Source organism: Clostridium sp. KNHs205 (assembly GCF_000702945.1).
GTDB lineage: Bacteria > Bacillota > Clostridia > Lachnospirales > Lachnospiraceae > Anaerocolumna.
On sequence record NZ_JNLE01000003.1, the window covers coordinates 3,318,088 to 3,338,820 of the forward strand.

Here is a 20,733-nt window from a genome sequence, read left to right on the forward strand (position 1 = left end):
GTGTAAAGGGTTAGGAGAAATATGAACAACAAATCAGATATAAATATATATTATTGTGGTAAAGAAGCCTGTAGTCCCGGTCATTATTTCGGTCCGGCCATCAGACCCCATTATCTGCTGCATTTTATTTTAAACGGCAAAGGAATCTATGAATCCAGAGGAAGCAAATATAATGTGGGGAAAGGTGAAGCTTTCCTCATACGTCCTCAGGAGATTACCTATTATGAAGCAGACAGGGAAGAACCCTGGGAATATGCCTGGGTTGCCTTTGATGGTGAGAAGACGGAAGAAATGCTTAAAAAAGCAGGCTTTACCCAGGAGTATCCGATCTGTGATATCCTAAGGGTAGAAGACTGCGGCAATTATCTTGACCGGTTGGTTGCTAAATTCGACAGGGCTGACAGTAATGAATACGAACTTATCGGTTTGTTTTATCTTATATTCTCAACTGCTGCAAGAGTGTATCAGAAGGAAGAAGAGGCGGCAGAGCAAGGTTATTATGTGAAGGCACTTACCTTTATCCGGCATAATTACGGGTACGATATCCGTGTTTCGGATATTGCAAGGTATGTCGGAATTGACAGAACCTATCTCTTTAAGATATTTAAGCACTTTCTGGGTAAATCCGTAAAAGAGTATCTGACAGAATACCGGATTCTGACTGCCAAATATATGCTACAGAGGACAACTTACAATATGACGGAAGTTGCTTTATCCTGCGGATTTTACGATTTATCAGCCTTCTCCAGGAACTTTAAGAAAATGGAGGGTGTAACTCCCATGCAATATAGGAGTGCTTTGAATAAAGGTGTAAAAGACAGGTCAGACGAGGAATAGTAGGAGAGGTTGAGTGGCGAAGGTAAGGTTGTGGCAGGGGACGGAAATGTGCACAAAATAGTAAGATTCATGCTTCATGGAAATGTATAAGAAGTCCTAATTCTCTGTGTATTCTGTGCTTGGCATATCATCAAACAGATAACTCGCTACGCATGAGTACACTATGTGTACTCAGACAATCTGTTTGATGATATAGCACACAATCCTCAGAGAAAAGGACTTCTAATACATTTCCATAGGCGCATTCATCTTACTATTTAGTGCACATTTCCTGTATCTTGTAACAGGACTTTTGATATTTATATTTGTTTTGGTGTATTTGATTATTGGCCATTTTAAATTCGGTTTTGCAGAGTGGATAGAAAGAAGGGAATTACGTTATGACACTGGATCAATTAAAGATTGGGAAAAAAGGTCGAATAACTGTTGTAACCGGAAGAGGCGCATTGCGAGACCGTTTACTGGATTTAGGGTTAACCCCGGGAACTGTAGTTTTGGTACGGAGAACGGCGCCTTTTGGGGATCCCATTGAAATCAGTCTTCGTGGATATGAACTGACACTTCGCCGTCAGGATGCCAAAAATATTGAGGTTGTTGAGGATAAGCTATGATTACGTTTGCACTGATTGGTAATCAGAATTGCGGTAAGACCATGCTTTTTAATCAGCTGACGGGCGGGAATCAGCATGTTGGTAATTTCCCGGGAGTAACGGTTGAGAGAAAAGAAGGGTTGATTCGTAAACAGAAGGATATTGTGGTCGTTGATCTTCCTGGGATATATTCATTATCGCCCTATACCAAAGAAGAAATAGTAACAAGAGATTTTATTATAAAGGAACATCCTGAGGGTATCATAAACATTGTAGATGCCACCAATATTGAGAGAAACCTTTATCTGAGCCTGCAGTTAATCCAGTTCGATATCCCTATGGTAATTGCCTTGAATATGATGGATGAGGTCAGTGCCAATGGCGGAACTATTGACATCAGGAAAATGCAGGATAGTTTGGGGGTTCCGGTAATTCCTATATCAGCAGTCAAGAATCAGGGTATCCAGAAGTTAATCAGTACAGCCCTTGAAACTGTAGCAAATCGTAATACGCCAAAGCAGCAAAATTTTTATACCGGTCTCTGTGCCCAGACCTTTATGGAAATTACAAATATTCTTATAAAAGCTGACAGAAAGGATACGAAGGCTGCTTTTCATGCCATAAAGCTGTTGGAAAATGACAGCAGAGTGAAAGAAGAGCTTAATATTAAAAAAGACCTGGGAGAAGCCATTGAAAAAAGGATTCGTACCATGGAGAACACACTCCAGACAGACAGAAAAGCGGCAGTAGCTGATATGAGATACCGCTTCCTTGACAGTCTGTGCAGCGAGGCAGTGGTCAGACCCAGGGAAAGTATACATAAGACAAGAAGTCTCAGGATTGATAATATACTTGCAAACAGATATATAGGAATTCCGGTATTTATCCTTATAATGTTATGTGTATTCTGGCTGACTTTTGGAGTTATCGGGAGTTTCTTAAGTAATTTGTTAGGCGGAGGGATACAGGTATTAACAGATTTTTTAAGAAATTTTTTGGTTAGAGCCGGAACCAATGATGTACTGGTATCGCTGGTTGCAGATGGTATACTGGCCGGGGTTGGCAGTGTCGTATCTTTTGTACCGACTATAGTTATCCTTTTCTTTTTCCTGTCCTTATTGGAAGACAGCGGATATATGGCAAGAGTCGCTTTTATTATGGATAAGCTTCTGGGGAATATCGGACTTTCAGGACGGAGCTTTGTTCCTATGATAATCGGTTTTGGCTGCAGTGTACCGGCTGTTATGGCAACCCGGACCCTGCCCAGTGACAGGGACCGGAAAATGACAATTTTTCTGATACCTTTTATGAGCTGCAGTGCGAAGCTTCCGATATACGGAGTGTTTACTATGGCTTTCTTCCCTGACCATCGTGCTCTTGTTATGATATCTCTCTATATGTTCGGGCTGTTAATGGGAATTGTAAGTACATTATTTTTAAAGAAATACATATTTAAAGGTGAAGCAGAGCGTTTTGTAATGGAACTGCCCAATTACCGAATTCCCGGGGCTAAAAGTGTGCTTCTTATGTTATGGGATAAGACCAAAGATTTTATGACACGGGCTTTTTCTGTTATATTTCTGGCTTCAATCCTGATATGGTTCTTACAGAAATTCACTTGGAAACTGGAACCGGCAGCAATAAGTTCACAGAGTATGCTGGCTGATATCGGACAGCTTCTGGCTCCCCTGTTTAAACCCCTGGGGTTTGAAGATTGGAGGATATCTACGGCTCTTCTTACCGGGTTTATGGCAAAGGAAGCGGTTATCAGTACCTTGGGGGTTCTTACCGGAGAAGGAGTTACACGACTGCCGGCTGCGCTTAATGAGCTTTTGTCACCAGTTTCTGCCTATTCCTTTCTGATCTTTACACTGATTTATTCGCCTTGTGTGGCTGCTGTCAGCATAATCAGAAGAGAGCTTAATACCATTTCTGCAATATGGATAGTGCTGTATCAGACTATCTTTGCCTGGTTATGTGCATGGACGGTATATGGAGCTATCAGGTTATTAATATCCTAACTCTTCATTTATGAGAATTACTTTTATCCGGTCAGCTGTAAACTGCCCGGATATCAGTACAAAGTCATTGCAGATTCTCTCCTTATGATTGCAGTCGATACAACGGTTTAAAGAAGTACAGGGGGTGGATTTTCCCAAACGCCTGGCATCTAAAGGAGCGGCTGTCTGCCTTGCTCTGGTTATTGCATCTTCAAGGGTGTCGGTAAGTTTATTGATTCCGGCAATAACAATTACTTGATTTGGCCCATAAAGCATAGGGGCAACCCTGCTGCCGTTACCATCGATATTAAATAGTCTCCCGTCGGTTGTTATTGCATTAACACCAGTGAGAAATGTATCGGAGGCAAAGTTCTGTAGATAAATCCTGCGTTTTTCGTCTTTGGACAAGCCGGGCATAAACTTGTCCAGGAAGTGGTAATTGCCCTGCCTCATGTAGTCAAATACTCCGGTTTCTTCTAAAGTGACTGAGTCACCGCATCCAACAGTTGAGCCGGGAGTAATCAGCTCCTTAAGCAAGCTCAATAAACTATCTTTATGTTCTAAGTAATATCCGGACATGTTATGTCTTTTTAAATTTTTGATAGTTTTTTCAATTCGTATATCCATCTTAATCCTCACTTCTTTTTATATTAATTTATTGGTCGTACTAAAATCTCATATTTAATCCAGACAAGAAAATATAGCGGCAAGGTAGTACCAGTATAACAATAAATACATCTTGTTGCAAATAGCTGTAACTGTAATAAAATACCATAAAAAAACAGGGAACCTCTTTAAGGTACCCATCGTCTAATTGTCATAAAGGGAAAGGAAAGGAGGAACCTACAGCTTTTGTCCTGTTCATGAACATCTAAAATTATATAAAAAATAAGCTAAATAATGAATGTTACTTTGTTGCTTTTTCAATTATAAGAAACTTTGTGTTTATAAATAGTCTAAGGACCGCTGTGAGCGGCAGAATGGAGAAAATATGAGAAAAATGAATTTATTAAAGGTTGCAATGCTTGCAATGACAATTACACTGCTTTATGGAGGAACTGCGAAAGCTGCAGAAACGGAAGCTCCTGATACTACCGCATCTTCTGAAATATTATACACAACCAGTGTAAGTGCAGATAATCCACAGGTTAAGGAAATGATGCAAAAACAGTTAGAGGTTGATAAAACCCTGTTTGAAGATAAGGTAAAAGACCTTGAGGACAAGGGAATAACCGTTACTTACACTGCTCCCCTTGAAACAGCCGTAGAGGTAGCAATTATACCCTTTAATACAGAAAATGAAAATTATGTATATGATTTACTTGGTAAAGATAATGTATCAGTAGTAGAAGGTGTTGCTCCGGAATTAATCTATGCTTCAGGTGCAGCAACTGGAGAAGAACCGGTTTATAAAGGGGAAGAGGCACAAGAACCCACCGAAAATCTTGTGGATGATGGTATTATGACTATTCAGGGAGATTCTGAAACTGCAAATGATGATCAGACAGCAGGTACAGGAGAAGAAACAAACGAAGTAGAACTTACATCTGCTACAGTTGATTCCAGTAAAGCTGCTGAATCAGGGATAGCAAAAGCTGCACCGGTGAGTGCTGAAATCAATACCGCTGCTCAGCGTTCACCCGTTGTTATTGGTGCTGTTATAACCTTTATCCTGTTGCTAAGCGGAATTGTTTATTTCGTTCAGAGAAAGAAAGAAACAAAATAATATACAGTAGAAAAGAGGCCTTGTTGATGGTAAGCCGTCAGCAGGGCTTCTTTTTATGTCCATAGTTCCTCGCTGCATTTTAGTCTGATTGTTTGCTTTGATATGAGCAGGTATTAATACAATCATAATTTCCTTTTATGATAAAAAATGGCAATCAATACGACATAATGGTACATATTTCGTCATTTCACAATATATTAGTATAGACAGTCTGAGTAATTATTGAAAGAACTGTAGTTATCAGATTGTCACTGGCCTTCCGGGGTTATATACCGGAAGAGCATTAGAAAGAGAGGAAAATGTGCCTTGAAGTTATTTCATAATTTTCTCATGGAATTAAGCAGGAAAAGGGTTAAGTTAATCCCTTTTGATGTACAGCAAATTCATGAAAGTGCCAGTGAAATACCGGAAGGTATTCAGATGATAAATGCACCTCATCTTTGGGACGCAGGAAAAAAAGGAGAAGGAGTGGTCGTTGCAATTATTGATACAGGCTGTCAGACGGATCATCCGGATTTGGCAGGAAGAATAATTGGCGGCAGGAACTTTACCTGTGATTATGCTATGAATCCGGATAAATATGAGGATAACAACGGTCATGGAACTCATGTGGCAGGAACAATTGCAGCAATTGAGAATGACGCAGGTGTTGTAGGAGTAGCACCCCTTGTTAAATTATTAATCGTTAAGGTATTGGATAAAAACGGAGGTGGAAGTTATCAGAGCATAATAGAAGGTATTAATTATGCGGTATCCTGGAGAGGCGAAAACGGAGAAAGAGTCAGAGTTATATCCATGTCCCTTGGTGGTCCAAGTGATGTAACAAAGCTCCATAAAGCTGTTCAGGATGCAGTTGCTGCTAATATACTGGTTGTTTGTGCAGCTGGTAATGAGGGCGATAATAATAGCAATACCAATGAACTTAGCTACCCGGCAGCCTATGATGAAGCAATTGCAGTAGGTGCTGTTGATTTTAATAAAAAGATTGCAAAATTCAGTAATAGTAACGATAATGTGGATCTTGTAGCACCCGGTGTGGGAATTCTCTCAACCTATATCGGCGGCAAATATGCTACCTTAAACGGAACCTCTATGGCAACACCTCACGTATCAGGAGCTCTTGCCCTGATAATAAATGAGAGTGAAGCAAATTTTGGAAGAACTTTAACGGAAGCAGAACTTTACGCACAGCTGGTTAAGAAAACTGTTTCCATAGGAATAGATAAGAGAAGTCAAGGAAATGGACTTATAGATTTGTCGAAAGAATAAAAATTTATAGCGAAAGAATAATTAGATGATACAAATATAAGGCAGGAAGTATTAGTTCCTGCCTTATATCAATTTGTCTCTTTCAATATTCAGTTTTTAGCAAACTACTTGGATCCGAATAACTTTTATGACATAAGCCAGTCCAACTTAACCATCTCCTCAAATTTGCTGTGTGAATAAGTTTTTTTGCAGTTCGAGACTTACTGCTTATTTTTATCTTAGTTAAAGGAATACAGGCGGCATTTGATTTTTGAGCACATGTGTTTAACAAGGGCTTTAAAACCATTTGCTTTGTATCCATTCCTTATTATACGCAGATAACTGATATCTATCCGCATAAGCCAAGGTAATTAATGGAATAGAGTAGTAGAATACAAAAAAAGAAGCCTAACATAACATTTTAGTTAGAAAGGCTTCTATGATTAACCCATTTTTATTTTGTATACAGAATGGGATAAAACTGTACTTTCAATTTTATATGAAAGGATAACTGCACAAAGCCTTTTGTTCCTTTAAGACATTACTCATTAACAAACTGTACTTGTATTTTTTGATAGAAGCTATCTGCGTCAGGTTCATGTTCTTAAAGGAAGGTTATTGATTTGCTATCCACTCTTTATTATGTATGATTTTCTAAATAATATACATACTCTTAATAAAGTATATTGATTCATTAAACAGAGGACATTGCTGGCATTTGATTGTCGTAAATACACTATTTTTGACTTATTTCAAAAGTGGGTTGTAATCCTGTCTGTCTTACAATATAATGGATTGGTATCTACATACTGGAAATTTATCTAAGAAAGAGGTTATATGAAAGATTGGATTATTGAATTTATGAATCAATTCGGATATCTGGGAATTACTTTTCTCATTGCGTTGGAGAATGTATTTCCGCCTATACCTTCTGAGATTATCTTAACCTTTGGCGGATTTATGACCACCTATACAAGTCTGACTGCCCAAGGAGTTATCTTATTCTCAACTATTGGTTCATTACTGGGTGCGGCAATTCTGTATGGAGCAGGCAATCTATTGACAATGGATAGACTTGGCAGGATATTGGATGGTCGTATTGGTAAAATTCTGCGTCTAAAAAGAGAAGATGTCAGTAAGGCTTATGACTGGTTCAACTCCAAAGGAAAAGTAACGGTTTTAATCTGCAGATGTATACCTGTAATCCGAAGCTTGATATCCATACCGGCTGGTATGGCAAATATGAATATTTGGATATTCTTTCTTCTGACAACCATAGGTTCCCTGGTGTGGAATACGGTATTAGTGCTTCTGGGAAAGGCTGCCAGCAATTCCTGGGAAAGTATTGTCGACAAGACAGACACATTTACTCATATTACCGTAATAGTACTAGGTGTATTGTTTATCCTGTGTGCTGCCTTTTATTTTTACAAAAAGAGCAAGAAGAAAGAAAAAGAGTAGTAGTATTTATTTCTATTTCCTGAAATGAATTCAAAGTAAAAAAAAATAAAAAGCATATAAGAAGACCACTGCCAGTTTTATTAGTCCGGCAGTGGTCTTTTTGTTGTTATACAGTATTTGGGTTATTAAAAATTAATAAGTCTTATCTTCTTTTACTTTAAAAGATTCACAATCTGTACCTTCAACTTTAGAGGTATAAGAATCTGATTTTCCTACCATAATCTTATCAAGTGTACAATACTGTTTCTCGCCTGCATGATATTGACATTCTGTTACACTGCATCCGATGCTTGAATTAATTTCCATTTTAGTAACTCCTTTCTAATAAGCACAATGGCTTTTAGCAATAGATTTTAATTTTCATTGCACTAATTAGAATGGTTTTTTTCAAGTTTTTTATTCAGTTACATATTGTTAAAGCAGTAAATTGTTTTATATGTAAATTAAAAAATCCGGATTCCGTTAGAATAAACTCGTTCAATCTGATAATTTTTATCCATAATTATGAAATCAGCTTTTTTTCCGATTTCTATTGAACCGGTTAATTTATCCGCACCTATTGCTCTTGCGGGATACAGGGTAGCACTTAAAATCGCCTGTTCTAATGGTATACCTATTTCCAGTACTTTTAGGAAAGCTTTATAAATAGTTGTTGTTGAGCCGGCAATGGTACCGTCGTCCAAGGTTGCTTTTCCGTCTTCTACAGTTACCTTCTGGCCGCCTAATTCATAGATACCATCCTCCAGACCGGCAGCACTCATGGAATCAGAGATTAGGATCAGCTTCTCTGGAACTGCCTTAAACATAAGACGGATCACCGAGGGGTGGATATGAATTCCGTCACATATGATTTCAGCATTTACCTCATAGTCTGAGACTGCACCGATTATACCTGGAGCCCGGTGATGAAGTCCATTCATTGCATTGAACAGATGGGTTACATGGCCGGCACCAGCTTTAATCGCTTTTACGGCGGTATCGTAATCACAGGAGGTATGGGCCAGAGAAATTACTTTATTTTTACTGTATTTTTCTATAAAGGGTATTGCCCCCGGAAGATCGGGATCCAGATCAATGATCCTGATTCTGTCACCAGAAAGTGCATTGAGTTCTTCGTATTTTTCTTCGTTAACGGATAAAAGATAGCGGGTATCATGAGCGCCTTTTTTGGAAGCTCCTAAAAAAGGGCCTTCCATATTAATACCTATAATACGGCTGCCTCCGGTTCCTTCTTCACAAACTTTTTTAATGTTTAGCATAGCTCTTTTGTATGTATCGTAGCCAATTGTCATAGTGGTAGCAAGGAGGGAAGTAATGCCGTTAGCTGCATAGAAGGTACACATTTTCTTAAGTTCTTCCGGTGAAGAAGTGGTAAAATCATAACCGATACAACCGTGGGAGTGAAGCTCGATAAAACCCGGAATAATAAGTTTATCAGTACAGTCTATTGCAGTATCCGTTGACTCACTGTTCTTATTGTTTATAATCTCTGATAAATTACCGTCTAAGATCTTAAGATCTGCTCTTTGGAAGCTGTCATTAATAAAGACAGATGCATTTTGAAATAACATATTAATAACCATGCCTTTCTCATAGCCTGCAAGCCTTGAGCCACAGGAACAAATTTGCGTGTGAAATGTAGTTAGAGAGATTTCATAGCATTATTCAAAGGAACAAACAACAGTCAGGTCAGGATGGAATTGCAGGATGGAAGCAGGAACATCGGGAGTTACCGGTCCGAATATGGCCTTGTGAATTATTTCTTCTTTGTCTGGGCCGTTTGCAATCAAAAGAATTTTTCTTGACTGCATAATGGATTTAATACCCATAGTGATAGCTTTCTTTGGAACTTCATCAATATTCTTAAAGAAACGTGCATTAGCCTGAAGGGTAGTTTCGTTCAGTTCAACGATGTGAGTAGCTTTTTCAAATGAATTACCCGGTTCATTAAAACCGATATGTCCGTTATGCCCGATACCTAATACCTGAAGGTCGATTCCGCCTAAGTCAGCTATGAGATTTTCGTAACGAATACATTCTGCTTCTAAGTCTTGCGCCAGTCCATTAGGAACATGGGTATTTTCTGGTTTGATATTTATATGAGAAAAGAAATGATCGTTCATAAAATATCGGTAGCTCTGAGGATCTTCAGGTGGTAAACCGCAATACTCATCCAAATTTACAGAAAGAGCGCGGGAAAAATCAAGATCTCCTTTCTTATACCATTCAATAAGCTGTTCGTAGGTCCCAACAGGTGTTGAGCCTGTAGCAAGCCCTAAGACGCTGGAAGGCTTAAGGATAACCTGGGCAGAGACCACATTAGCCGCTTTTCTACTTAGATCTTTATAACCGTTGGCTTTAATCAGATTCATGATAAGTACCTCACAAGGATTTTTTGTAATGAAAGAATTAAGCTCCTGATTGACATTCTTTCATAGTATATCTGATTCTATAGTATCCTATGAAATTCTAAAAATCAAGGAAAATAAAAAATATTTTCACTATAAAAAGAAAATTATATTTATTTAAAGAGACAAATTGATATAAGAAAAAGCTAGGATTTGGGTAATGAGGGTAGATTTTATTGACAGATGAAATATACAAGGATACAATTCTAATATGAAAATATTTTTTACTAAAGTAAGACCCAGAGTTTAGTAGGTTAATGTGAAAAATAGAATAAGAAAAAAACGCCATATAGAAAAAAGCCATCTGGAAAAAACTAAGCAGTATAAAAAGCGGGTTTATGTGCCAGGCAGAGTGTTGTAGTAAGAACAGATGATGTTTTTCATATTTATTTGTATGTGTATATGTACCGGGGGACATGTGTACCAAGGCACATGTGTACCTTGGTACACAGATGGGAGTTAATTGTGAAGAAAGAGGAAGTTTTTAAGAAAATCAAAGGTGGATTGATTGTATCCTGCCAGGCATTGCCTGAAGAACCGCTGCATGGTTCTTATATTATGGCGCGGATGGCTCTGGCAGCAAAAGAAGGCGGGGCCTGCGGTATCAGAGCAAATACACCTGAGGATATTAAATATATCAAAGAAACCATAGACTTACCCGTTATTGGTCTTACCAAAAGCATCTATATTGACAGTGAGGTATATATTACACCAACCTTAGAAGAAGTAAAAGAGCTTATGAAGGCTCGTCCGGATATTATTGCATTGGATGCTACAAATCGATTAAGACCTGGGGGTATTTGCCTGAAAGAGTTTTTTTTAAAAATCAAAGAAGAATTTCCGGATATGTTGTTTATGGCCGATTGTGCCACCTTTGATGACGCTTTGGAAGCATATGGATTAGGCTTTGATATTGTTGGGACCACGCTCTGCGGGTATACGAATGAAACCAGAAATGAGAAACTCCCGGCGATTTCACTTATGAAGGAGATGGCTGAAAAACTTCCGGTTCCAGTTATTGCTGAAGGAGGTATCAGTTCGCCGGAGGAGTTAAAAGAAGCACTTGATACCGGTGTATTTGCAGCGGTAGTGGGTTCTGCCATAACAAGACCCTCTGAAATAACAAAAAGATTTACGAAGGCAATTAGAGACAAAGATAGTATTTAGAAAAGAATGGGAGGTTGACATGGCAGGAATACTGGACAGAATAAAAGAGAACTACGCTGGATTTACGAAAGCCGAAAAAAAGGTGGCAGATTATATATTTGAGAATCCCAGAAAGGTGCTGTATACATCAATCACTGACCTGGCCCAGTATTGTAAGGTGGGAGATACCACAGTATTTCGATTCTGTAAAGAATTAAAATTAAACGGATACCAGGATTTTAAAATGCTTCTGGCTCAGGATATTACAAAAATGGGAGAGATAAAGGAACAGGTTGCAGGTATCATTGAAAGTGGTGATGATACCAGGACAATATGTGAAAAGACTCTGTCTGCACATATGGACGGACTCAAGGAGACTTATCAGCTGCTGGATTATGAGCAGGTTGCAAAAGCAGCAGATCTTATGTCAGCTGCCAGACGTATTCATTTCTTCGGAGTAGGCTCTTCGGGAACTATAGCATTAGAAGCTAAGCAGAAGTTTATGAGAATTATACCCAACGTAGAATTTACAGGAGACGGGCATATGCAGCATATTGCCGCCTCGCTTATGGACTCCAGGGATTTGGCGATTATTTTTTCCTATTCCGGTTCAACAAAAGATATGATTGAAGTTCATAAGCTTTTAAAGCAAAATGGCTGTCCAACCGTAATCATAACCCATTTTGCCAAAACCGCTCTCACCTCCCAGGCTGATGCTATTCTTTTATGCGGTTCGAATGAAGGACCTCTGGATGGTGGTGCATCAACCACATCCATTGTACAGCTTTATATATTAGAAATCTTATATCTTCAGTATTTTGTAAAGCATTATAACCAGTGTACAGAAAACAAGGCAAGGACAACAGAGTCAATTTCCGGAAAACTGTTATAGGTAGTAAAACTTTAAATATTGCACTAATATACAGGAAAAATATTACATGTACATAGTCAATATAATACAAAAATATCTGGACAAACAACTTTATATTGAACATAATCTCCATAAATGCTATGATAAAATTGCATAATAATAGATTGGAGATGGAAAATATGGATATCAGTGTAGAGATTTTTCAAGCAGCATCCATTATTGTTTCAATCCTTGCCTTTATTGCAGCCTTCTGGCTGTATCGCTGGGTAAACAAGAGGCCTTCTTCCAATGAGCGGATTGCTCAGGTAGGAAAGCTGATACGTAATGGTGCAAACACATTTTTAGCGAAGGAATTCAAAGTTTTATCCCGTTTCTGCGGAGTGATCGCAGTTGTTATCTTTCTGTTTTTGCCTGATCCGGTTTGGGAAGGCAGTCTTTTAGACAATGCACTAATGGCATTGTCCTACATCTTTGGTACTTGTTTTTCTGGAATAGCGGGAAAGGTCGGTATCAGCATTGCCACTATTGCAAACATAAAAGCAGCGGAATCTTCTGTCAAAGGTATCAGACCTTCCTTTATGGCAGGTTTTCGCGGTGGAGCAGTAATGGGAATGGCGGTGGTAGGTTCCAGCCTTCTTGGCGTCACCCTGGTACTACTGCTTACCAATAATACAACAGCCCTTCTTGGCTTCAGTTTCGGTGCCAGCTCAATGGCGCTATTTGCCAAAGCAGGCGGTGGTATTTTTACTAAGACTGCCGATATCAGCGCTGATCTGGTAGGGAAAGTGGAGCTTGGAATTCCGGAAGATGATCCGAGAAATCCGGCAGTTATAGCTGATAATGTAGGGGATAATGTGGGTGATGTGGCAGGTATGGGTGCGGATTTATTTGATTCCAACGTAGCCTCCATGGCAGCGGCGCTGGTTATGGCAAGCGCTCTGGACAAAAGCAGCGGAGGAAGCAGCAATGCCAGTATGGTTTTCTGTTACAGTGCCTTGGGTCTTCTTGCCTCTATTACAGGCGTACTGACAGCAAGGATGAAAGAAGACGGCAATCCCGGCAGGGCGTTAAACAGTAATACTTATGTAACGACTGCACTATATGGCGTACTGACAGCACTTGCTACATATGTATTTAACTTTGAATGGCGTATCTGGTTTGCCAGTGCCATTGGTCTGGCAGTTGGAGTTGTTATTGGTCTTGCCAGTGATTATTTTACCGATGATTCCAGAAAACCTGTCCATATGGTTGCTAAAGCCTCAGAAGCAGGACCTGCCTTTACCATTTTATCGGGTATATCTTATGGACTTATGAGTATTCTGCCTTCCATGATAGGAATTGGTATATCTGCATTGGCAGCTTATAAAATATGCGAACCCTTAGGGGCTGGATATCCCATGTTTGGTATAGCTATGGCTGCTGTAGGAATGCTGTCCATCGTTGGTATGATTATCTCCAATGATGCCTATGGACCCATTGTTGATAATGCCAGAGGACTTGTTGAAATGGGAGGGCTGGGTGAGAAAGCCCTGGAAATAACCGATACCCTGGACAGTGCGGGAAATACCGTAAAAGCCGTTACAAAAGGTTTCTCCATAGGAGCTGCAGGACTTACGGTTATTGCCTTGTTAGGCGCTTTTATCAGTGAAGTGAATACAGCTGCAGTTGAACTTGGCAAACCACTTATAACGGGTTTTGATATTCTAAATCCAACTGTTTTTTTCGGACTGTTATTCGGAGCAGCAATACCCCCTTTGTTTTCTGCCATGCTGATGTTAGGTGTGGACAGAAACGCACAGAGAATGGTTGATGAGATACACAGGCAGTTCAGGGAAATCAAAGGTCTGAAAGAAGGGGAAGACGGTGTTATACCGGAGTATGACAAGTGCATTGAAATAGCTACCCATGGAGCGCTGAAGGAACTGGTACCGGCCGGCTTAATGACTATTATCGCAACACTTTTAGTTGGATTTATTGGTGGTGTATCAGCTGTAGGCGGATTCATTACGGGAAATATAATAAGCGGCTTGATTTTTGCCTTATTTATGTCCAACTCAGGCGGCTTATGGGATAATACAAAGAAGTATGTGGAATCAGGGCATCATGGGGGTAAGAATTCTGCTGCTCATAAATCAGCAGTAGTTGGAGATACAGTGGGAGATCCATTTAAGGACACAGCCGGACCATCTCTGAATACTCAGATAACCGTGGTATCCCTCATTGCTTCCCTTACTGCTACGGTCTTCCTGACTATCTCCTTGTTTGGCTGAGGCATGAGAAAATCTAGCGGTAATTGTTGTTTTAAGTTTGGATTGAACTCATGAAATAAGAAAGAAGGGCTTTTTGCTCCGCAGCGGGTAAGTCATTACCAGACTACAGGAGCATAAGCCCTTCTTTTTATCGCATTCTATTATGCTATAAGTATTTACTTTAATTAAGATGCAGTTCCGATATAAAGCTTAATCTTATCGATTCTCTTTTGTTTAACGGAGATAATCTTAAATACTAAGTTATCAATTTCTATAGTACGGTCTTCATCATCGCTGGGAATAGCACCCATAGTATCAATGAGGAAACCGGATATGGTATCATAATTTTCAGAAGCAATGCCTAAATCTAATTCTTCGTTGAGCTCGTCTATTGTAAGCAAGCCATCCAATAAGTAAGTGGAATTGTCGAGCATTTTAATTTTGGGAACATAAATATCGTATTCATCCTCAATATCACCCATAACTTCTTCCACCAGATCCTCCATGGTAACAATTCCGGAAAATCCGCCATATTCATCTATCAATACAGCAATATGGTTTTTAGAGACCTGAAGCTCTTTGAAAAGCTCATAAATATTCTTGCTGTCAGGTACTAAATAAGGCTTAATCAGAATAGAACGCATATTGACATTGCTGTAGCCTACCTTGATAGCTTCCTTCATATAATCCTTAAAATATAAAATACCGATAACGTTATCAATATCATCCTCATATACCGGGATTCGGGAATATTTTGTGTCCATCAACTTATCTACATAGCTTTCTATGGGATCAAGAATATTGATAGCAAAAACATTAACCTTGGGAGTCATGATTTCTTTGGCAAGAGTATCATCAAATTCTATAATGGAATTGATCATTTCCCTTTCATTTTCATTTAGTACACCATGTACTTGTCCCTCATCAATTAAAGACTTAATCTCTTCTCTTGATAATATATCCTCCTGAACATTTACCTTGGAACCAAATAATTTCATAACCAAATTGGTTGAGAAAGAAAGTAATTTGATAAAAGGTGATGCTACTTTGGATAAAAGGTTAACAGGGCCAATTACAAACATACTGATTTCTTCTGTTTTCGAAAGAGCAATTCTTTTGGGAACTAATTCACCGAAAACCAATGTAAAGAAAGCAAGTATTATTGTTACAAGGAAAAAGGAAATTTCATCTCCATATGGAATATGAATTGTTAAAAGAAATTCTCCCAAAGGTCCGGAGAGTCCGGTAGCTGCAGATCCTGCTGAGAAGAAACCGGCTAAGGTTATGGCAACCTGTATGGTTGATAAGAACTTTGTGGGTTCCTCCATGATCTTCTGCACCAGCTCGGCTTTTTTGTTACCGCCATCAGCGAGCCTCTTGATTTTGTTTTTGTTTGATGATACCATGGCCATTTCGGCACAGGAAAAAAATGCATTGATAAGTGTTATAACGATTAGTATTAGTATTTGTAAAAAAATACTATCCCCGTCAGGGTCAGGATCCATTATGATTATTCCTCCTAAAAAATTTTGTATCTATTATAGCATAGATTAGACAAAATAGCAAGTTTTTAGTACTAGTTTCTAAAAAAGACCTGAAAACATAGTAAATACAAGGGGAGTAAATGGAAAAAACTTCTTACTCCTATGCAGAATTTTCACAAGTAAGTGTTTCTTATTCAGTACTTAAGAAAATCCGCATAAAATATACTGTAATACTTAAACGATGGCAGACTTCGGATAAGATAGAGGAATTTAGAGATAATAGAGGTTGTGGTGGTGTATTAATGAATGATAAAAGTGGAATATGGTAATTTATTATGCAAAGCTCCTTATAAAAATAAATGTATTTGTACTTTTATAAACAGGAAAAATTTTAAGAAGTCCTAATTCTAAATTATTGATAAACACTCTTAAATTTATAGATTGTTTTGTTGTATACAATTATGCGAAGTCTTGAAAAGCCTGTATTTTCAAGACTTTCCTTATGTCAAGATAACATTTTGTCTTAAAAAGGCAGGTTGACAGTACCCACAAAATGGGTTATAATCGGAGAGAAAGTAAGCGTTTACAAAAATGGCTGATTTAAGCGGTTTTTCAGGAAAAATGCATACTTCTTATTGAATTGAAAACTGGTGAATAAAGACGGCAGACAGGTTAATTACATGTTGACAAGTACAGCAGACAGCAAGAAGCAGCTTTATGGTAAGTTGTAGGAAGCCGGTGTCCATAAGTACATAGGAGATCGGGTTTAATAAATGTTGGAAGGTACTATGCTAGACGGCTCTGGGATACTGCATATGTCAATTCAGGAAACGCTTCGGGCGTGAATGCTGTATAAATTGACACAACAGATAAAGGAACAGGCTGAGATAGCAGATAGCCAGAAATGGCATATAGCTAGAAAGGATGATTAGGTGAAAGAATTGTTACAGAAATTTAATTTTTCTAAAGAATTACAAGCAATACTGGACAGTTGTAAGAGCGTAGTAATCCCTGCTACAAAAGAGGAATTGCTGGCTCTTTCCTTTGGCCCTGAAGGCGGAAACGATTTCGAAGTAAGATATGACGTGGAAGGTAAAGGCTCTGTTCTGGAAGCTACCGTAACCAGATGCAGAAACGGTGTTATCGGTAACTATCCGGAAGATTATATGAGAAGAAGAGACCCGGACTGTAATCTGGTATCTGATGATAAAGAGTCAGATAAACCAAGATATCAGGACCTTTACAAAAAGGATTTCAGTGAATTAAGAGATGCGACTTTTGAATGGCTTAAGAAACAGGAACTTTTTATCGTTCCCTTTATGGCCGGAGGAAGAGAATACGGATATCCCGCTATTCTTTTAGCACCTGTTAATGCAGGTTTTTTTGGTGCTGCTTTAGCTGATTTACAGGAATTTGTAAGCGTTAATGATATCGAAGGCGGCTTTGAACCCAAAGCGGTGGTTTATCTTGCGCCTCCGTTCCGTCATACTCATTTTGATGGAAAACAGGTGGTAGTCCATAATCGTCTGGATGATGTACATGAGGTATTCTCTTATAATCTCTATCCAGGTCCCAGTGCCAAAAAAGGTATCTACAGTGTGCTTTTAAATATAGGTGAAAATGAAGGCTGGACTACATGTCATGCTTCCACTGTTAAAGTTATCACTCCATATGACAATGAAATTGTTATTATGCATGAAGGTGCATCCGGCGGTGGTAAGAGTGAAATGACAGAAAACATTCACAGAGAATTAGATGGTAAAGTTGTTCTTGGTGTGAACACCCTTACCAAAGAAAAGACATATATCGAACTGGTAGATGCCTGTGAGCTTCGTCCTATTACCGATGATATGGCTCTTTGTCATACAGATATGCAGAATGAAAGCCATAAACTGGTTGTTAAGGATGCAGAAGACGGCTGGTTCTTACGTCTTGATAACATAAAGAAATACGGGGATTCTCCTCAGCTGGAGAGTATACTTATTCAGCCGCCCAGACCCTTGGTTTATATTAATATGCAGGCTATTGAGAAGGCAACCTGCCTTCCCTGGGAGCATATTATTGATTCCGATGGCAAACCCTGCCCCAATCCCAGAGTTATTCTGCCCAGAGAATATGTGCAGAATGTAGTAAGCGAACTTGCAGAGGTTGATATCAGAAGCTTTGGTGTCAGAACGCCGCCTTGCACAAAAGAAAATCCCAGCTACGGTGTAATTGGTTTGTTCCACGTACTACCACCGGCACTTGCATGGCTATGGAGACTTGTAGCACCCAGAGGTTACAATAATCCCAGTATCAATTCTACCAATAAGATGACCAGTGAAGGTGTTGGTTCCTATTGGCCTTTTGCTACCGGAAAGATGGTAACACAGGCTAACCTGCTGTTGAATCAGGTGAAGCATTCCACTCATACAAGATATGTACTGATTCCTAATCAGCATATCGGTGTATATGAAGTTGGCTTCATGCCCCAGTGGGTAGCCAGAGAATATATTGCAAGAAGAGGCGGAGCAAAGTTCAAGCCTGAGCAGTTAGTGGAAGCACGCTGCAATATCCTTGGTTATTGTCAGGAATCTATCCGTATTGACGGACGTTACATCAGACAGGATTTCCTTCGTCCGGAACTTCAAGCTGAAGTAGGTATTGAAGGTTATGATAAGGGAGCCAAGTTATTGGTAGATTTCTTTAAGGAAGAGCTGGTTAAGTTTAAGACCGATGAGCTTGATCCTTTAGGAAGAGAGATTATTGACTGCTTCTTTAATAATGGATCTTTAGAGGATTATGGAAATATCCTTCCTATGAGATATTAATTATATAAATCTTAGTCAATATAATATACTGCCGTTATCGGCAGAGCGAATGATAACAAAAAGAGTATGAGAGGAATCGTAAAGAGTCTTCTCATACTCTTTTTGTTGTTTCTATGGATACCTTTGATATTAATTTGAATTTAACATCATATATATAACCAAAACGGTTTTCAAGCAGGGTGTATGACGCAGGAAGAGCAGAATAAAATAATTAGTAATGACTATATAGATGTACTAATCGAGTATGATGCGGATCTTACGCGTATTAAAGATGTTTATGGTGAGACCATGCAGATTTTAGATGATACTTATGCGGTGGCATATATACCTGTCAGTAAAACAGAGGAAAGACTGGTAGGGGACATAGGCTATACCGCTATACCTAAATTATTTGGATTGTTGGAATCACCGACAATTGAAGCTGTTGGACTTAACAGATTGTCAAGGCTACCCGGACTTAATCTGAAGGGAGAAGGAGTTATTCTTGGGTTTGTTGATACAGGAATCGATTATACCCTGCCTGTATTCAAAAATAGTGACAATACTACCAGAATTATATCAATCTGGGATCAAACCATAATTAATCCGGAAGCAACACCGGAAACTTATAATTATGGTAAAATATATACAGAAGATAATATAAATGAAGCTCTTAGAAGTGAAGCACCTTTATCCGTTGTACCCAGTGTGGATGAACTGGGGCATGGAACGGCTTTGGCGGGTTTGGCAGGCGGAGGTGAAGTGCAGGCGGAAAATTTTACAGGAATTGCAACTTTATCAGAGCTGGCAATGGTTAAGTTAAAACTGGCAAAAGACAATCTCAAGGAATACATGTTTGTTCCCGAAGAAACTGTCGCATATCAGGAGAATGATATTATGGCAGGGGTATTGTATCTTGTAAATCTGGCAAGACAACGGAATAAACCAATTGTTATCTGCATAGGCCTGGGGTCCAATATGGGAGGGCATGATGGCAGGGAACCCATAAGTCTCATGCTTTCAAGGCTGGGAGAAAGAAATGGAGTAGTTATTGTTTTGCCTGCTGGAAATGAAGGTGCTGCCGGACATCATTATTTTGGAACTGTTGAAGATTCGATTAACAGTAATTTGGTAGAAGTAAATGTTGCTGAAGATGAAAATGGTTTCACCATGGAATTATGGGGGCAGGCACCGGGGGTATATTCCATTGACATTACTTCACCTTCGGGAGAATATATACCCAGAATACCGGCCAGGCTTGGGGAAAGCAGAACCATCCGTTTTTTATTTGAAAGTACCATATTATATATAAGTTATCTGATAGCGGAAGCACAGACCGGAGATCAGCTCATCTTTCTGCGGTTTGTGAGGCCTGCACCGGGGATATGGCGTTTCAGAGTATATGGAATTAAGGATATAACCACAGGTTTTCATATCTGGCTTCCTATGACCGGCTTTGTAAGAGAAGCCACCAGATTTGTAAAACCCAATCCGGAAACTACAATTACAACGCCTGGAAATGCAGGTATCCCAATAACTGTAACTGCCTATGACTACAGAAATCAAAGTATTTATTTAAATGCCGGCAGAGGATATACGAGACTGAACAACATAAAGCCGGAACTTGCTGCACCCGGAGTTGAACTTCTATGTCCAAGCTCTGAAGGTTTTGTACCAAAAACTGGCACCAGTATGGCTGCAGCTGTAACTGCAGGAATTGGTGCATTGCTTTTGGAATGGGGACTTGTGCGCGGTAAATTAATTTATATGGATTCAACAGCCGTAAAGCAATTCCTGATTCGTGGTGTTAAACGAAGTACCAATGAAGCCTACCCCAATAAAGTATGGGGCTTTGGTATGATTGATATTTACAGGACTTTTGACAGCTTAAGAGGAGAGTCCGCATTATAATTATAAAATTTTA

Annotated in this window: 17 protein-coding genes; 12 read left to right on the plus strand and 5 right to left on the minus strand. The window is 39.1% G+C overall.

The window, feature by feature from the left end; translation table 11 throughout:
* Window positions 1-21: 21 nt before the first annotated feature.
* The 3 genes from BR73_RS0113730 (at window position 22) to feoB (ending at window position 3,448) form a co-directional block, all read left to right on the plus strand.
* Window positions 22-837 (plus strand): AraC family transcriptional regulator, encoded by an 816-nt coding sequence (locus BR73_RS0113730; RefSeq protein WP_033165992.1) that lies wholly within the window; start codon window positions 22-24, stop codon window positions 835-837.
* 380 nt (window positions 838-1,217) lie between these two features.
* Window positions 1,218-1,448 (plus strand): FeoA domain-containing protein, encoded by a 231-nt coding sequence (locus BR73_RS0113735; RefSeq protein ID WP_033165993.1) that lies wholly within the window; start codon window positions 1,218-1,220, stop codon window positions 1,446-1,448.
* Complete coding sequence (gene feoB, locus BR73_RS0113740) at window positions 1,445-3,448, plus strand: ferrous iron transport protein B (protein ID WP_242860674.1); 2,004 nt, start codon at window positions 1,445-1,447, stop codon at window positions 3,446-3,448. The genes BR73_RS0113735 and feoB overlap by 4 nt, the downstream gene beginning before the upstream one ends.
* Here feoB and BR73_RS0113745 read toward each other — a convergent pair.
* On the minus strand, window positions 3,437-4,054 hold the full coding sequence (locus BR73_RS0113745) for a lactate utilization protein (RefSeq protein WP_033165994.1): 618 nt from the start codon (window positions 4,052-4,054) through the stop codon (window positions 3,437-3,439). The genes feoB and BR73_RS0113745 overlap by 12 nt on opposite strands.
* Window positions 4,055-4,418: 364 nt before the next feature.
* Between BR73_RS0113745 and BR73_RS0113750 the strand changes: the two genes are divergently transcribed.
* From BR73_RS0113750 to BR73_RS0113760, 3 genes are all read left to right on the plus strand, one after another.
* The gene (locus tag BR73_RS0113750; RefSeq protein ID WP_033165995.1) at window positions 4,419-5,153 is read left to right on the plus strand and encodes a hypothetical protein; all 735 of its coding nucleotides are present in this window, start codon (window positions 4,419-4,421) and stop codon (window positions 5,151-5,153) included.
* Window positions 5,154-5,459: 306 nt separating this feature from the next.
* Window positions 5,460-6,422: a S8 family peptidase gene (locus tag BR73_RS0113755; protein ID WP_347463434.1), complete on the plus strand. Its 963-nt coding sequence runs from the start codon at window positions 5,460-5,462 to the stop codon at window positions 6,420-6,422.
* A gap of 816 nt (window positions 6,423-7,238) precedes the next feature.
* Window positions 7,239-7,862: a DedA family protein gene (locus BR73_RS0113760; protein WP_033165996.1), complete on the plus strand. Its 624-nt coding sequence runs from the start codon at window positions 7,239-7,241 to the stop codon at window positions 7,860-7,862.
* A gap of 132 nt (window positions 7,863-7,994) precedes the next feature.
* Here BR73_RS0113760 and BR73_RS28340 read toward each other — a convergent pair whose 3' ends face one another.
* From BR73_RS28340 to nagB, 3 genes are all read right to left on the minus strand, one after another.
* Complete coding sequence (locus BR73_RS28340; protein ID WP_081848660.1) at window positions 7,995-8,168, minus strand: DUF1540 domain-containing protein; 174 nt, start codon at window positions 8,166-8,168, stop codon at window positions 7,995-7,997.
* Window positions 8,169-8,305: 137 nt separating this feature from the next.
* Window positions 8,306-9,445, minus strand: a complete 1,140-nt coding sequence (gene nagA, locus BR73_RS0113765; protein WP_051685201.1) for an N-acetylglucosamine-6-phosphate deacetylase — start codon at window positions 9,443-9,445, stop codon at window positions 8,306-8,308.
* A gap of 78 nt (window positions 9,446-9,523) precedes the next feature.
* Complete coding sequence (nagB, locus tag BR73_RS0113770; protein WP_033165997.1) at window positions 9,524-10,234, minus strand: glucosamine-6-phosphate deaminase; 711 nt, start codon at window positions 10,232-10,234, stop codon at window positions 9,524-9,526.
* 501 nt (window positions 10,235-10,735) lie between these two features.
* On the opposite strand from nagB, the gene BR73_RS0113775 reads away from it, so the two are divergent.
* From BR73_RS0113775 to BR73_RS0113785, 3 genes are all read left to right on the plus strand, one after another.
* Window positions 10,736-11,437, plus strand: coding sequence for an N-acetylmannosamine-6-phosphate 2-epimerase (locus BR73_RS0113775; RefSeq protein ID WP_347463435.1), 702 nt, complete (start codon window positions 10,736-10,738; stop codon window positions 11,435-11,437).
* Window positions 11,438-11,456: 19 nt separating this feature from the next.
* Window positions 11,457-12,308 carry a MurR/RpiR family transcriptional regulator gene (locus tag BR73_RS0113780; protein ID WP_033165998.1) on the plus strand — a complete coding sequence of 284 codons (852 nt, stop codon included), beginning with the start codon at window positions 11,457-11,459 and terminating at the stop codon, window positions 12,306-12,308.
* A gap of 158 nt (window positions 12,309-12,466) precedes the next feature.
* Window positions 12,467-14,557 (plus strand): sodium-translocating pyrophosphatase, encoded by a 2,091-nt coding sequence (locus BR73_RS0113785; RefSeq protein WP_033165999.1) that lies wholly within the window; start codon window positions 12,467-12,469, stop codon window positions 14,555-14,557.
* 164 nt (window positions 14,558-14,721) lie between these two features.
* On the opposite strand, the gene BR73_RS0113790 is transcribed toward BR73_RS0113785, so the two are convergent.
* Window positions 14,722-16,041 (minus strand): hemolysin family protein, encoded by a 1,320-nt coding sequence (locus tag BR73_RS0113790; protein WP_033166000.1) that lies wholly within the window; start codon window positions 16,039-16,041, stop codon window positions 14,722-14,724.
* Between the two features lie 119 nt (window positions 16,042-16,160).
* Here BR73_RS0113790 and BR73_RS0113795 point away from each other — a divergent pair, with 119 nt between their 5' ends.
* From BR73_RS0113795 to BR73_RS0113805, 3 genes are all read left to right on the plus strand, one after another.
* On the plus strand, window positions 16,161-16,349 hold the full coding sequence (locus BR73_RS0113795; protein WP_033166001.1) for a hypothetical protein: 189 nt from the start codon (window positions 16,161-16,163) through the stop codon (window positions 16,347-16,349).
* A gap of 603 nt (window positions 16,350-16,952) precedes the next feature.
* Window positions 16,953-18,830, plus strand: a complete 1,878-nt coding sequence (locus BR73_RS0113800; RefSeq protein ID WP_051685203.1) for a DUF4914 family protein — start codon at window positions 16,953-16,955, stop codon at window positions 18,828-18,830.
* Window positions 18,831-19,013: 183 nt separating this feature from the next.
* The gene (locus BR73_RS0113805) at window positions 19,014-20,720 is read left to right on the plus strand and encodes a S8 family peptidase (protein ID WP_033166002.1); all 1,707 of its coding nucleotides are present in this window, start codon (window positions 19,014-19,016) and stop codon (window positions 20,718-20,720) included.
* Window positions 20,721-20,733: the final 13 nt, after the last annotated feature.

Excerpts from the sequence above, each read along its gene's own strand:
- nagB (WP_033165997.1), bottom strand. The coding sequence starts at position 10,234 with ATGAATCTGATTAAAGCCAACGGTTATAAAGATCTAAGTAGAAAAGCG.
- BR73_RS0113785 (WP_033165999.1), top strand. The coding sequence starts at position 12,467 with ATGGATATCAGTGTAGAGATTTTTCAAGCAGCATCCATTATTGTTTCA.
- BR73_RS0113750 (WP_033165995.1), top strand. The coding sequence starts at position 4,419 with ATGAGAAAAATGAATTTATTAAAGGTTGCAATGCTTGCAATGACAATT.
- BR73_RS0113730 (WP_033165992.1), top strand. The coding sequence starts at position 22 with ATGAACAACAAATCAGATATAAATATATATTATTGTGGTAAAGAAGCC.
- feoB (WP_242860674.1), top strand. The coding sequence starts at position 1,445 with ATGATTACGTTTGCACTGATTGGTAATCAGAATTGCGGTAAGACCATG.
- nagA (WP_051685201.1), bottom strand. The coding sequence starts at position 9,445 with ATGGTTATTAATATGTTATTTCAAAATGCATCTGTCTTTATTAATGAC.
- BR73_RS0113780 (WP_033165998.1), top strand. The coding sequence starts at position 11,457 with ATGGCAGGAATACTGGACAGAATAAAAGAGAACTACGCTGGATTTACG.
- BR73_RS0113795 (WP_033166001.1), top strand. The coding sequence starts at position 16,161 with ATGGAAAAAACTTCTTACTCCTATGCAGAATTTTCACAAGTAAGTGTT.
- BR73_RS0113760 (WP_033165996.1), top strand. The coding sequence starts at position 7,239 with ATGAAAGATTGGATTATTGAATTTATGAATCAATTCGGATATCTGGGA.
- BR73_RS0113790 (WP_033166000.1), bottom strand. The coding sequence starts at position 16,041 with ATGGATCCTGACCCTGACGGGGATAGTATTTTTTTACAAATACTAATA.
- BR73_RS0113805 (WP_033166002.1), top strand. The coding sequence starts at position 19,014 with ATGACGCAGGAAGAGCAGAATAAAATAATTAGTAATGACTATATAGAT.
- BR73_RS28340 (WP_081848660.1), bottom strand. The coding sequence starts at position 8,168 with ATGGAAATTAATTCAAGCATCGGATGCAGTGTAACAGAATGTCAATAT.
- BR73_RS0113735 (WP_033165993.1), top strand. The coding sequence starts at position 1,218 with ATGACACTGGATCAATTAAAGATTGGGAAAAAAGGTCGAATAACTGTT.
- BR73_RS0113745 (WP_033165994.1), bottom strand. The coding sequence starts at position 4,054 with ATGGATATACGAATTGAAAAAACTATCAAAAATTTAAAAAGACATAAC.